Genomic DNA, 13414 nt, shown 5'->3' with positions numbered 1-13414 from the left:
GTATAACCTTCGACGCGCACCCGCATAGCGGGTGGTTTTTTGTCTCGCACCTAACGGAGCGAGACGGACTAATAGTCACATAATAAAAAACAGATTTTACCTTTTGTTTCGGAAAAATCTGTCATTATTTTATTTTAAGATAGTAGACTACCCATCCTTATATTTTATAGATAAAGCTTATTGCTTAGCAAAGATCTTGTTCCCGAAAAATTCCAACCACCTCGTCTTTGCTGGTCTCTCTGTATTTTTTTAATTCCAAGAAGGCCATCTTAACCGTTAGTGCTAGTCTTTACAACAAGGACTCAAACTCAGCGACAGTCATGCCCAACTGTTTACTTGCAAATTCGGAAGTTAAAACATGTTGGCGTACTAAATCAATAAAGGTAAAGATTTGTCCTTCAACTTTTCCACGTTCAAGTCCCTGTTCAAGACCCTCTGCCCTAGCTGTTTCCAAGGCATAGTCCTGTGCTAACAATGCTTGTTCTTCTCGCATACGTAGTTGACTAAACATTTTCCTGTCCTCCTCGGACCAGCTCTTGTAGTCCAGCAGTTGGTCTGCTTGACTGATGGCGCGTTCGGGTTCTTGAGTAAAGGGCTTATTCCCGAAAAACTCCAACCACGGCTTGCGAATCCTATCTTTGCTGGTTTCTCTGTATTTTTTTAGTTCCAAGAATGCCATCTTGACTAGGTGGTTTTCTTGTCCATTATTTGTGATGGTTAAGGCTTCACCTGTCGTGTCTTCGCGCATACTAAAGCTGTGAAAAGCCAAATCATCTTGGAAGTAGTTGCTGTCCACAATTGCAATGGCGTAAACAGGAGCGATATGCTTGTAACTCTGGTGGGTGTCACCTTCACGTTGGCGAATTTTTTCAAGATTTTGATTGACCTGACTGCACAAGTAAGCCCACAGGCGATTGATGAAAAAATTCTGATGATGCACCTGAATCTCAATAATTACTTGAGTGCCATTATCTAGTTCAGCTAAAACATCTATACTGGTATAGAAATCCTGCGCCGAGTACGGCAGGGAAGGCAAGACATGAATGTTACTTCCCTCCAAAATGGTCACATTTTTGGCTGGTAAATCCAACATATCGCGAATAAATTGACAAGTGATTTCTGGATTGCTGAAAATTTTCTTAGCTACCAAGTCATTAGTTGGGCTAATGCCCGGATGACGTAGAGTCATACTTTCCCTCCTTACATTATAGCACATTTTTAAATCTAATTTGCTAGATTTGATGCTTCTATCTATTTATTCGGAAAAAGTAGAAAGAGTAGAGAAAATTAGGAGAAATTTCAAACTATATTATTTATCTGAAAGTGAGAGGCAGCCGCTATAGATATTATAGCCCTGATAAAAACAAAAGAGCTAGCCTAAGCTAACTCTTACCCTATGCGGAGAGAGGGACTTGAACCCTCACGACCTAAAGCGGTCACAGGATCCTTAGTCCTGCGCGTCTGCCAATTCCGCCATCCCCGCGTCGATTACTTTACTAGTATATCAACTTTTAGGAGGCTTGTCAACACTTTTTTCAGATTTTTTCATTCTCCTACGCCAAGTTACTCTGCAATTTCATTCAGATTTTCATCTACTAGCCTAGCTCCGAGTGTATTTTTGAAATGTCCAAGAGCAAATTGATGATTTTCAGGCCAGATAGAAGCAACAGCTGGCTTGACAATCTCAATCTCATATCCAAGATTATAGGCATCAATAGCTGTATGTAGGACACAAATATCTGTCAAGACTCCTGTTAAAATGACTGTCTGAACCCGACGCTCTCTCAGACGGATATCCAGATCAGTACCTGAAAATGCTGAATAATGGCGTTTATCCATCCAAAAAACTCGACTGTCTGAACCATGCTCTTGATAAAAGGTTCCCAAATCTCCGTATAAATTCCGTCCACTCGTCCCAATCAAATTGTGAGGAGGAAATAATTTACTTTCTGGGTGGAAACAATCGTTTTCTTCATGAGCATCAATTGTAAAGAAAATGTAATCTCCTCTTTCAAAAGCTAATCGAGTCACCTTGCTAATGACATCTGAAATAGCTTGGGCTGGAGCACCTGCTGTCAATTTTCCACTATCTGCAACAAAATCTTCTGTATAATCAATCGAAATTAAAGCCTTTACCATCAATAATCTCTTTTCTTTACTTCTTCAAAAATATCTGAAATCAGAACCTTAAGATAGGTCCCTTTCATTCCAAGTGAGCGACTTTCAATAATTCCTGCAGACTCAAGTTTACGAAGGGCATTGACAATCACAGAACGTGTAATCCCGATACGGTCTGCAATTACTGAAGCTGTTAATTGACCTTCGTTTCCATTTAACTCAGCTAAAATAGCTGAGACAGCACGTAGTTCTGAGTAGGAAAGAGTATTAACTGCCATCGTTACTGCTGTCCGACGACGAATATTTTTTTCATCTTCTTCACGTTGGAAGTTTAGGAGCTGAATACCAACAACGGTACTTGCAATCTCAACAAGAATCAAATCCTCATCATCAAATTGTTTGTCATTGCGCCAGATAATTAGAGAACCAAGACGAATCCCTGATACATGGATAGGGGCAATAGTTGTCAAACCATCTGGAAAATCCGAACGACTCTCTACTGGAAAGATACTCAAATCGTGATCTACTGTCAGATTGGCTTCTGTATCGTAAATCATGTTGGCTCCCTGAATATAGACCTCAGGGAAAATCTTAGTTTGGAAGAACTGCTCTACGCGATCTGTATTGGTTTTATAGCGCATAAAGTATCCCAACAGACGACCCTTACTACTCACAATACAAGCATTACAATCAATAATATCAGCTAATTGACGCATAATGGCATTGTATGGCAATTCATCCTTCAACTGTTCTTCAGAACGTTTCAAAATAGATGTGATTTTTCGTGTTTTTTCTAATAAATGTGCCATTTTTCACCTCGTATTTAATCGCTTCCATTATAACATAAAGACCTTTAATTTTCAATTATTATCTGAAAATTGCTTATTTAATTGCAATTAAAAAAAACAAGAATATTTTAACTAAATTTTCTAATTATCTATTGACAAGTTAGATATTTTTTTGTATAATGATATTATAAGAAGATAATATGACTAATTTATTTATCTTCCTTTCCAAAATTCGGTCTCCTTATATAAAAAAGCGATTCATAGTGAATCGCTTTTTTATTATTTATCACCCTTATTACGAATAACAAAGCCTGTCTTCTTCTCACTTGAAGTGTTATGAGGTTTTTTATTGTCTTTATTACGATAACGTCTGTCTTTGTCAAAACGATCGTTACCACGTTTTCCTTTTTTAAAATCTTCACGGCGAACACCACGATGATCTCGGTTTTGACGCTCATCTCTACGATGACCTTCACGACCTCCCTTACCTTTACCACCGAAGCCATTACCTGATGGTTTGAAAGGTAGTGGTTTTTCACGCGCAATCTCAACTTCAGGAAGACTATCTGGGTCTTGAACAGTCAGACTCAAGATATACATAGCCAATTCTTCTGGAGTAAACTTGGTAGCCAATTTACGGGCATCCTTACCAAATTTCTCAAAGTTGCCACGAATTTCTTCATCCGCAAAGTCACGTTCAATTTTCTTGAGAGCTACTTGTTTTTTAGCTTGGAAGGCTTCTTCTGCACTTGCAGGTTTGAGGCCTTTCATACGTTTCTTGGTCAAATTCTCAATGATTTGAAGGTAGCCCATTTCATTTGGTGATACAAAAGTTATAGACTGACCTGACTTACCAGCACGACCTGTACGACCGATACGGTGAACATAACTTTCAGGATCTTGTGGAATATCGTAGTTATAGACATGGGTCACACCTGAAATATCCAACCCACGTGCTGCAACGTCTGTCGCAACCAAAACATCAAGATTGCCATTTTTAAAGTCACGAAGGACACGAAGACGTTTGTTTTGGTCTAGGTCGCCATGAATTCCTTCTGCACGGAAACCACGGATTTTAAGACCACGAATCAACTCATCCACACGGCGTTTGGTACGACCAAATACAATAGCAAGGTCTGGTTGTTCCACATCCATGAGACGGGTCATGGTATCAAATTTTTCTTGTTCTTTAACACGGATATAGTATTGGTCAACCAATTCTGTTGTCAATTCTTTAGCAGCAATCTTGACATGCTCAGGTTCTTTCATGAACTGAACACCGATACGTTTGATAGCTTCAGGCATAGTCGCTGAAAAGAGTAAAGTCTGACGATTCTCAGGTACACGAGAAATGATGGCTTCGATATCTTCAAGGAATCCCATGTTGAGCATTTCATCCGCTTCATCAAGAATGAGAGTTTCAATATCTTGTAATTTCAAGGCCTTGCGTTTAATCAAATCCAAGAGGCGACCTGGAGTTCCAACTACAATATGAGCACCTGATTTAAGGGCCTTGATTTGTTTTTCAATACTAGAGCCACCATAAACTGAGCGAACTTTTACACCCTTACTGCGACCAAAGCGGAACAATTCCTCTTGACTTTGGACAGCTAATTCACGAGTTGGAGCAATTACTAATGCTTGGATAGTTGCATCCTCTGTATGAATTTTTTCAAGAGTTGGTAGACCAAAGGCTGCAGTTTTTCCTGTACCAGTCTGAGCTTGACCGATAACGTCCTTACCTTCAAGGGCCAAGGGAATAGTTTGCTCTTGGATAGGACTGGCTTCTACAAAACCAGCTTTTTCAATCTCTGCTAGCAAATCAGCAGACAAGTTTAATTCATTAAATTTCACGTTATTCTTCTTTCTAAAGGTGGTGCGAAGCCACCCTATAGGGCTTAGTTTATACTTTTCTTTTTATGACGTATTTTCATATACTGGATATAAAATCGTGTTGCTTCTTTTCCACAAAAGAAAAGTACTGTTTTCTTTGCAACCTATCTAGTATAACACAAGACCAGAGTAAAAGATAGTTAAATTCGTCAATAAAGTCATGTAAACGATTTTTCTGAGAAAATAAAGTTAAACTTTCCACTATTTCATAAACTTTTTTAAAGCGTAGCAGAATTGTGCAAAAGTTTTTTTCTTGTGCTAGAATGAAATGCGAATAGGAGGAAGATAAATGTTAACTTATGATTTAATCGTTATCGGATTTGGTAAAGCTGGTAAAACACTAGCTGGTAAATTGGCTTCAGCTGGCAAAAAAGTTGCCCTCGTTGAACGTAGCAAAGCTATGTACGGTGGAACTTGTATCAACATTGGTTGTATCCCAACTAAAACTTTGCTAGTTGCTGCTGAGAAGGACTTGTCTTTTGAAGAAGTGATTGCTACCAAAAACACGATCACTGGTCGCCTCAACGGTAAAAACTATGCTACTGTTGCTGGTACAGGCGTGGACATCTTTGATGCGGAAGCTCACTTCCTCTCAAATAAAGTCATCGAAATCCAAGCTGGTGATGAAAAGAAAGAACTGACCGCTGAAACAATCGTCATCAACACTGGTGCTGTTTCAAACGTCTTGCCAATCCCTGGACTTGCTACAAGCAAAAACGTCTTTGACTCAACAGGTATTCAAAACTTGGACAAATTGCCTGAAAAACTTGGAGTTCTTGGTGGAGGAAATATCGGTCTTGAATTTGCTGGTCTTTACAACAAACTTGGAAGCAAGGTTACAGTTCTAGATGCCTTGGATACTTTCCTACCTCGTGCAGAACCTTCCATCGCAGCTCTTGCTAAGCAATATATGGAAGAAGACGGTATTGAATTGCTTCAAAATATCCGCACTACTGAAATCAAAAACGACGGTGACCAAGTCCTTGTCGTAACTGAAAACGAAACTTACCGTTTCGATGCCCTTCTCTACGCAACTGGACGCAAACCAAATGTAGAACCACTTCAACTTGAAAATACAGATATTGAACTAACTGAACGTGGTGCTATTAAAGTAGACAAACATTGTCAAACAAACGTCCCTGGTGTCTTTGCAGTTGGAGATGTCAACGGTGGTCTTCAATTTACTTACATTTCACTTGATGACTTCCGTGTTGTTTACAGCTACCTTGCTGGAGATGGTAGCTATACACTTGAAGACCGTCTCAATGTACCAAACACCATGTTTATTACACCTGCACTTTCACAAGTTGGTTTGACTGAAAGCCAAGCAGCTGATTTGAAACTTCCATACGCTGTTAAGGAAATCCCTGTAGCAGCAATGCCTCGTGGTCACGTAAATGGAGACCTTCGCGGAGCTTTCAAAGCTGTTGTTAATACTGAAACAAAAGAAATTCTTGGAGCAAGCATCTTCTCAGAAGGTTCTCAAGAAATCATCAACATCATCACTGTTGCAATAGACAACAAGATTCCTTACACTTACTTCACAAAACAAATCTTCACTCACCCAACCTTGGCTGAGAACTTGAATGACTTGTTTGCGATTTAAGTTGAAGTCTCATCTTAACTGACAGCCCTCTTGGGGGCTGTTTTTGCTTCTGCCAAATCTCATACTCTGCGAAAATCTCTTCAAACTACATCAGCTTCACCTTGCCGTAGGTATGGTTACTGACTTCGTCAGTTCTATCTGCAACCTCAAAACAGTATTTTGAGCAACCTGCGGCTAGCTTCCTAGTTTGCTCTTGGATTTTCATTGAATATCAAATCCGTCTTTTCCCTCTTTTGTGATATAATGTCCACACCTCACTCAGCAGTCCAACAACTAACCAACTCTAACCCCTTAACCCCAGCAATTTCAAGTCGTTGGGTTTTTCGTGAAAAAGTGCTTGACTCTTCCACTATGGAGAGTTATGATGGACACACCAACAAAGCAAAGGAGATTTCTATGGAAAAATTCACTAACAGAAGTATTCAAAATAATGAACTTGATCAAGAGCAATTCTCGCTTCAAGACCGCATTCAAAATATCCACAATTTTGAAAACGAAGATACCACCCGAGACCAAGAAATTGCTATAGTAGCCAGCATGATTGGTAGAATCCCTACGCTGGAGCGCCAAAACTTAGATAGCCAAGATTTTCACGATATTTCGGTCTGGACGCTTCAAGAAATGCTTCGGGTGAGTTACGAGTTGGGCAAACTGTCGCAAGAAGCTCCAGTACCCACCGAGCTTTAAATTGGCAACAAAGCAAAACTAAAAGCCTTCGAAAATTTTGACTACTACTGGAGAGATATGATTCAGCCAAATTTCAAAATTTTCTACCGCCCAAACTCCACCAAATTGAAACAGTTCACCTTACAACTTTTTAAAAATTGCACGATTATACGGTGGGTGATGTGTTTTTAAGCCTCGTTTTCGAAGTGCAACTCCCCATCACGGACGAATATTCTTGGTTTTATACTTGCCGTTTTCTTAATCCTGAGTGTGTCGAAAAATATTATACTGCTTGTTGCAGAATGGAAGATTTGGACGAATTTGCCGTTTAGGATTACAAATTGCAGCTAAGTTTAATTTTAGTTATTTTAACGCTTTTTTCAACAAAACTGTTGACACAATTACTTAAAGTCTGTATAATAGATTAAGTTATCTCAAGTAGCTATAAAATATATGCTTTTGAGATAAAGAAAATCCCAACGATATTCGTACTACCGTTGGGGAGAAGATTTCTTATTTTTAGTTATCAGCCTTATAGTTAACCAACAAGAGAACGATAAGACTGATTTGCATTAGCTTCACCACTATTAGTGGTGATTTTTTCTTTTATTTGGTGAAGCTTTATTCCTAGGTTTAGTATAGTTATTACCCTTTCTAAGCCAAGTGGCCATCAGCTCTTTTGAATTTCTGGTTCTTCTGTTAGAATTGATAACCAAGAATGCAAAGCAACAAATAATTAGTGAAATAACGACTATCACTACACTTATCACAGTAAGATTTTCGAACGGTATTTTTAATATATGAACAGAGACTACGCTACCAATACCACCAGCACCTGCTGCAGTCAACATTGATTTTATCTTTTTATCTGTCCCATCCTCACTTTCATTAAAAATGTGTTGGTTAGACAAAACAAGAAATCTTCGGTGTTACTAATATAACGATATCCTTACACTTTGTCAATAGTAGTGTATTATTTATAACTGTTTTTAATTTTTCTGACATTTTTACACTGTATTATAAAATTTTCTATATATTTTCAATTCGAAACAAACGCCCCAGTCGCAAAACTGGGGCAATTTTGTTGTAATTTTAGGTTAACAAATCGCTTCATCGATACAAGTTACTGGCGTTACTAAAATGTATAGCAAGGTTTCGCACATCTCACCTCTACTTTGGCAAGTGAGCAACTTTTCGATTTTCGCAATAAACTTCTCTTTGTTTTCGTTAATGGCGAAAACTGTTATCTTTCGTTTAAAAACATTAGTTTCAATATAGTTGAAAGCAAAACCTTTTTCGAACACTCGCAGTCTCGTTAAAAATGCAGGCAAAGATATTGGGTCGCTGAGGTAAAATCCTAATTGGTTTGGTTGCCATTCAATTGGTATTTCTGGCACTACGCCCCAATATGTTTGCTGGCGTATTTTGCTTTCTAATTTTTGTAGATATATTTCAGTTTCTAAATCGATATACATATCACTCCTATCTGTTAAATTTCTTTTACATGTCCATCATAACTCTCTGTAGCAATGAAGTCCAGACTATTTTTGAGTTTAATTTACATCGGCATTTGGGCTAAAATTAAGATTTTTTGCTGGTATTTTTGCGAAAATGTGGAGCTGTGAAAAGCTCAACTACTGGATATTTTCTAAAGTCAATCCATCGCAACAGAAGCAAAAAAGGAAATAAAAAGCTTAGAATATTTTTTTGAAGACTCCTCCGCACCCCTCTATACAGACTAATATTGTGTAAAAATACAATAAGTCATATGCCAAAATTGGGCATAAACGGCGGTGTTAGTGCAAAGTTAAGCAACCCGAACCGAAAGGCGAAGCGAACGCAAGAAGCTATCGATTTACCTTAAATATAGTTAAACGAAATAAAAACTGAACAATTTAATTGCAAAATTCAAACCAGTTCCTAATAATATTTTAGAAAAGTCCGTGGACTATTCCAGATTCAATCTATTATATTTTACCTTTCTCTACTGTGTAAAAGCATTCACCCAACCAAAAAGCCCGAGTCTCCTCGAGCTAAATGTGTGTGTTAGACTTTAACACAAAAATAACTATTCTTGTTATTTTGCAGATATAAATTATTGTTAACGGTTGATACTGTATTTTTTCTCCCTCCTCATAAATGCATCTTCTCCACCTTCCAAAATATCACATACATGTTCCCTGATGTTGTATTTTTGAAGTATGAATTCAGATTTAGGACTATTATTACGATTCTCTAAAGCACCATTTATATAGTCAAACTTCTTACCATTTTGATTTGGAGAATTATCAGATTGCTGATTAGCTACAATAATATTTTCCGCGTCACCAGATACAACTATATTAGGATTGTGAGTAACTATGATTATTTGTCGATCCTCTTTAGTTTCTTTGATGTATTTTGTCAATTCAGTATATATTGCCCTATTATCCAAACTATCTTCAGGCTGGTCAATTAATACTGGGATTTTACTATCTGAAAACTCTAATATTAATTTTAATACAATAAACGCTTTTTTACCAGGAGACATTTGTTCAAATTTATCACCTTGATATTCAATCACAAAACTATATTTGTAAAAATTAGTAGTGAGGAAATGCTCAATGTGACTAAATTTATCTTTATTTCCATTAAACGCAAGACTATCCTCGTCAAATATTGAATCAACAACTTCCTCAAAAGAACCTATCATTTTTTCTATAAAATCTTGTTTTGAACGACCTCGAGCATTAATATAATAAAATTCATCCTCTAAATCAATTAATGAGAACTTGACTGAAATCTTTAAATCATCATCTTCAATCTTGAAATCATTCAATAATTCAGTTCTAATATTAGAGTATTCCTTATATTTCGAAATAATCTCTTTTTGAATTTCTTCTGTTGCTTTATCTAATTCATCCCTTCGTTTTTCAAACGCTTCAATTTTAGCCAAAATATCAACTTCATTCTTAATTAAAGAATTTAACCTCGCTATCTCTGAATTATTTTTCATTGCTTCAACACATTTCTTGTATATGTCATCATTTTCTATATCCGCAATTTTATTTTCACTATCTTTAATCAGACTTTCTTTCTCCAATTTTATTACCTTAATTTCATGTTTCTGCTGAGCTCTAACAGAATCATGTAATCGAGCTGTTATTTGACCAATTCTGACTCTTAAATCTGGAGATGGAGAATTTATTCTATCAAAACTTTGAAATTCAAATGTAATTGGAGGAATACCCAATACATATCGCAAGTCAGATTCATGAATTTCTTTTTGTTTTTTCAATAACTGCAATTCTTTATTTTGATTTTCAAATAAATCTCTTTCTTGTTCCGTTATCTCACTAGCATTTAATAATTCTTTTTTCTTTGATTCATATATATCTATTCGATTTTGAGTAGCTTGTTTTTCTGCTTCTGGCTTAATTAGCTCATGAATATTTTTTTGGTTCTCTTTATAACTATCAAGTAACCCTCTAATTTCAAGACGTAAAGCAGTGCAATTTTGTTCATATTTCTTTAACTCAGAGTCCATTGCCTTGGATTGAATAATATTTCCTACCAAATCTTTAAGTTTCTTATTGTCTCTGGCTAAAGCAAACATATACTCTTGAGGTATATACTCTATCTGTCTGGAATTATCTTCTTGCTGGTCTTTCCAAATAATATGAAAGTCATCCATATTCTCAAAAGAATATGAATTATCATTCAGCTCTCGTCCCAGTTTTTTAGCTATAGAATTCAATAAAGTTGATTTGCCAGTTGAGCGTCCACCAATAATTGTATTTAGATTTTCAGATAAATAAATATCTTGACCATTATATAGAATCTTATCAATGACAAGTTCATTCTTTTCGAGAGTTGGTTTTTCTTTCTCAACACTAATTCGATATTCTGGTTCATACTTTATTTGTTTCAAACCATCAAAAGTTAAATCTGCTTTCACCCAAGAATATTTACTTCCTATTTGCTCCAAAGAGTGAGAATCTGAGGATTGAAGTAGTGGTCTTATATGCGGGGATTTATCAAGCCAAAATTCTCTATCTTTTGTGATATTTACTTCATTACTAGAATGAATCAAAAAATCAGAATTGATACAAATATCTTCATAAACTGCCTTATTTTTAGAATCAGAATCACTAGTTGCACTACCGTGACCTCTCGAAAGAAAGCCAGTTAGAAAACGACCATTAAGTTCTCTATCGCTATTTAAGACTTTTAATAAATCTTTAAAAGGAATGTGAGCCTTCTTGTCTATTTCAGTTTTGCTTAAACGATTAAATGATTTTTCGCCATCACCAATATTAGCCTTTAAGTGACCAAGTAAATTTTTTACTATGTCGTCTTGAACCTCATTATCAAATACTACATGATAGTCAAAAAGTTCATCAGATTTATTAATATTTGATAACCTAACCTCAAGATTTAAAAAAGTTGCAATTCCTTCTTTATTCAATCTTTCCTTTAACTTAAAATCATCATCATTAAAGTTAAAATAATTAGTCAATCCAACAGCAGAGATACCTTCATCCTTTATCTTTTGAATGAATTTGTCTACATCTGGACTTCCATCGGACAGCTTATCAAACTGATTATTTAACACTGTATAGGGAGAATGAATATGTAAATCCCATTTTCTAAACTCTGAACCTCTTTGAATCATTGAATACAAACCTTTCTACATCAATTATCTTATGCAAATTCCTATAATTACTCGCATTTCCTACAGGCTATGCTAAAATTTCAGATACTATCTCTTCACGCCATCCATTTTCTATCCTATCCTCTTTATTCAAATATCTATCAAGCGATGAAGCTGCACGATTGAAAACAGATTGGTTTAGAGCTATATCCAACGCTAACAATAAGCTGGATTTTCCACTTTTATTTTCTCCTACAATAACCGAAATTTCATCATTGAATTTTACTTCCAATTCTCTAAATTTTTTAAAACCTTTAATTTGAAGAGCTTTTATTATCACGATAAATTACCTCTTTTGTTTAGCTATCTATACATTTATTATACCACTTTAAAGCCTACATTTGCTTCATACCAAAAATTTTCGAAAAAAGTATTGGAAGTCTAAATTTTTTACTATCGTTCGACATCACACCTATTATATCCAAACTTATTCTTTATTAGGGACATTTTTAAACGCAGTTTTTCTTTAGATTTTGAAAAATATTGTGCAAATACAAAATAAGTCGTATACCAAAGTGGAGCTGAAAAACGCCCCACGCACAGAACTCGAAAATAATCTGAGTTCATACATCTTATGAGTGAATTAAAAGACGGTTCAAAAAATGAGCCGTCTTTTTTCTATTATTCGTCAAATATATATTGATTTTTGGGGGATTAGATACCTTAGATTTGAATAAGAGAAGATAATCTTAGTTTTATCTGGCAGTATAACTAGACTGTAACTCCTTAACTTATTTTTCTTCTTTTTCCGCCTTACGTTTTTCTTCATGCTTATCCAGACTTTTTGAAAAGAATTGCTCAGTTAAATCTGTCAGCCAATCCGCAAAACGCTCGCCTGCGAATTGAATAGCGATAAGAATTCCAGTTACTACGATAAAAACCAAAATCAAGTAATTATCCAAATTGGCCATTTTAATTATTTTCTCCTTGTTTTCTTTCTTCTACTAAAATATCTTTAAAATCGTCATCTTGCCAAAGTGTGAAAAAAGTGATTCCACCAACTATAACAGAGACCATCACACCTGTAAGGCTACTTCCACGCTTTTTCGAAACCAGTTTGTTTATCTCTTTGCCTGCGGATTTAAATAGCCCAGCTGAGAGATACGAATCAGGATTAAATACGGAACCTGCTGTATAGCTTTGCCCGTAATAAATCACTGAACCATTATCTCTAAATCCATAAAATAGAAACCCAATTATGGCTATTGTTATAATTGCCAACCGAATTTTAATGCTATTTTTCATATTACTTTACCTTTTACGTTACTTATAATCGATACCTTTTCTTGTAATTGCAACGACCTTTCCTTTACTAAGAAAAGCAATCACTGATTTACCATCTTTTAATTTGTAGACGTAGTAGTCTGTGATGATTCCATTTATTCCCACAGTCCAATTTGATTTATGAGACAGGATTGATTCACTACTAGATAAGTCCATTTTTAGTAATTCTCCATATAACTGGGTAACATCGCTAAGAGAAGAGGACTTCTCGTGTGGTGCTCCAACCGCCTTAAGCAAGTCTTTTTCGGTTAGCTCATTCTGAATACTTGGAAAATCCGATAAAACTAAATCATTTCTCTTATTTGCGCAAGAAACAAGTAACAGAATCATCACTAAACATGTAATCACCATTCCTAATTTTTTCAT

Annotated in this window: 13 protein-coding genes and 1 tRNA gene; 2 read left to right on the top strand and 12 right to left on the bottom strand. The window is 35.9% G+C overall.

Features of this window, described 5'->3' with window-relative positions; translation table 11 throughout:
• Window positions 1-289: 289 nt before the first annotated feature.
• The 5 genes from QZ114_RS07615 to QZ114_RS07595 all read right to left on the bottom strand — a co-directional run bounded on the left by QZ114_RS07615 (window position 290) and on the right by QZ114_RS07595 (window position 4760).
• Window positions 290-1189: an Rpn family recombination-promoting nuclease/putative transposase gene (locus tag QZ114_RS07615; RefSeq protein ID WP_295501688.1), complete on the bottom strand. Its 900-nt coding sequence runs from the start codon at window positions 1187-1189 to the stop codon at window positions 290-292.
• A gap of 208 nt (window positions 1190-1397) precedes the next feature.
• A tRNA-Leu gene (locus QZ114_RS07610) sits at window positions 1398-1483 on the bottom strand.
• An 80-nt stretch (window positions 1484-1563) separates the two neighbouring features.
• Entirely contained in the window at window positions 1564-2139 is a 576-nt protein-coding gene (locus QZ114_RS07605) for a cysteine hydrolase family protein (protein WP_295501686.1), read from the bottom strand.
• Window positions 2139-2927 (bottom strand): GTP-sensing pleiotropic transcriptional regulator CodY, encoded by a 789-nt coding sequence (codY, locus tag QZ114_RS07600; protein WP_295501684.1) that lies wholly within the window; start codon window positions 2925-2927, stop codon window positions 2139-2141. Before codY ends, QZ114_RS07605 begins: the two co-directional genes overlap by 1 nt.
• A gap of 258 nt (window positions 2928-3185) precedes the next feature.
• Window positions 3186-4760 carry a DEAD/DEAH box helicase gene (locus tag QZ114_RS07595; RefSeq protein WP_295501682.1) on the bottom strand — a complete coding sequence of 525 codons (1575 nt, stop codon included), beginning with the start codon at window positions 4758-4760 and terminating at the stop codon, window positions 3186-3188.
• A 328-nt stretch (window positions 4761-5088) separates the two neighbouring features.
• On the opposite strand from QZ114_RS07595, the gene QZ114_RS07590 reads away from it, so the two are divergent.
• Both QZ114_RS07590 and QZ114_RS07585 read left to right on the top strand, forming a co-directional pair.
• Window positions 5089-6405 (top strand): FAD-containing oxidoreductase, encoded by a 1317-nt coding sequence (locus QZ114_RS07590; RefSeq protein ID WP_295501680.1) that lies wholly within the window; start codon window positions 5089-5091, stop codon window positions 6403-6405.
• A 396-nt stretch (window positions 6406-6801) separates the two neighbouring features.
• Window positions 6802-7092, top strand: a complete 291-nt coding sequence (locus QZ114_RS07585; protein WP_295501678.1) for a DUF6900 domain-containing protein — start codon at window positions 6802-6804, stop codon at window positions 7090-7092.
• 566 nt (window positions 7093-7658) lie between these two features.
• Here QZ114_RS07585 and QZ114_RS07580 read toward each other — a convergent pair.
• From QZ114_RS07580 to QZ114_RS07550, 7 genes are all read right to left on the bottom strand, one after another.
• Window positions 7659-7982: a hypothetical protein gene (locus QZ114_RS07580; RefSeq protein WP_125394839.1), complete on the bottom strand. Its 324-nt coding sequence runs from the start codon at window positions 7980-7982 to the stop codon at window positions 7659-7661.
• 186 nt (window positions 7983-8168) lie between these two features.
• The gene (locus tag QZ114_RS07575) at window positions 8169-8546 is read right to left on the bottom strand and encodes a hypothetical protein (protein WP_295501675.1); all 378 of its coding nucleotides are present in this window, start codon (window positions 8544-8546) and stop codon (window positions 8169-8171) included.
• Window positions 8547-9172: 626 nt separating this feature from the next.
• The gene (locus QZ114_RS07570; RefSeq protein WP_295501673.1) at window positions 9173-11725 is read right to left on the bottom strand and encodes a TrlF family AAA-like ATPase; all 2553 of its coding nucleotides are present in this window, start codon (window positions 11723-11725) and stop codon (window positions 9173-9175) included.
• A 67-nt stretch (window positions 11726-11792) separates the two neighbouring features.
• Window positions 11793-12044: an AAA family ATPase gene (locus QZ114_RS07565; RefSeq protein ID WP_295501672.1), complete on the bottom strand. Its 252-nt coding sequence runs from the start codon at window positions 12042-12044 to the stop codon at window positions 11793-11795.
• Between the two features lie 451 nt (window positions 12045-12495).
• The gene (locus QZ114_RS07560; RefSeq protein ID WP_001284806.1) at window positions 12496-12675 is read right to left on the bottom strand and encodes a hypothetical protein; all 180 of its coding nucleotides are present in this window, start codon (window positions 12673-12675) and stop codon (window positions 12496-12498) included.
• Between the two features lies 1 nt (window position 12676).
• On the bottom strand, window positions 12677-13009 hold the full coding sequence (locus QZ114_RS07555) for a hypothetical protein (protein WP_295501669.1): 333 nt from the start codon (window positions 13007-13009) through the stop codon (window positions 12677-12679).
• 18 nt (window positions 13010-13027) lie between these two features.
• Window positions 13028-13414 (bottom strand): hypothetical protein, encoded by a 387-nt coding sequence (locus tag QZ114_RS07550; RefSeq protein ID WP_295501668.1) that lies wholly within the window; start codon window positions 13412-13414, stop codon window positions 13028-13030.

Origin of the sequence: uncultured Streptococcus sp. (assembly GCF_901875575.1) — a bacterium.
In the GTDB taxonomy this organism is placed as follows: domain Bacteria; phylum Bacillota; class Bacilli; order Lactobacillales; family Streptococcaceae; genus Streptococcus.
Note: the sequence above shows the minus strand (reverse complement) of the source record. Positions and strands in the feature narration are given on the sequence as shown.

What these genes read in the sequence shown, in the direction of transcription:
- QZ114_RS07615 (WP_295501688.1), bottom strand. Translation starts at nt 1,189, where the DNA reads ATGACTCTACGTCATCCGGGCATTAGCCCAACTAATGACTTGGTAGCT.
- QZ114_RS07605 (WP_295501686.1), bottom strand. Translation starts at nt 2,139, where the DNA reads ATGGTAAAGGCTTTAATTTCGATTGATTATACAGAAGATTTTGTTGCA.
- codY (WP_295501684.1), bottom strand. Translation starts at nt 2,927, where the DNA reads ATGGCACATTTATTAGAAAAAACACGAAAAATCACATCTATTTTGAAA.
- QZ114_RS07590 (WP_295501680.1), top strand. Translation starts at nt 5,089, where the DNA reads ATGTTAACTTATGATTTAATCGTTATCGGATTTGGTAAAGCTGGTAAA.
- QZ114_RS07585 (WP_295501678.1), top strand. Translation starts at nt 6,802, where the DNA reads ATGGAAAAATTCACTAACAGAAGTATTCAAAATAATGAACTTGATCAA.
- QZ114_RS07575 (WP_295501675.1), bottom strand. Translation starts at nt 8,546, where the DNA reads ATGTATATCGATTTAGAAACTGAAATATATCTACAAAAATTAGAAAGC.
- QZ114_RS07570 (WP_295501673.1), bottom strand. Translation starts at nt 11,725, where the DNA reads ATGATTCAAAGAGGTTCAGAGTTTAGAAAATGGGATTTACATATTCAT.
- QZ114_RS07560 (WP_001284806.1), bottom strand. Translation starts at nt 12,675, where the DNA reads ATGGCCAATTTGGATAATTACTTGATTTTGGTTTTTATCGTAGTAACT.
- QZ114_RS07555 (WP_295501669.1), bottom strand. Translation starts at nt 13,009, where the DNA reads ATGAAAAATAGCATTAAAATTCGGTTGGCAATTATAACAATAGCCATA.
- QZ114_RS07550 (WP_295501668.1), bottom strand. Translation starts at nt 13,414, where the DNA reads ATGAAAAAATTAGGAATGGTGATTACATGTTTAGTGATGATTCTGTTA.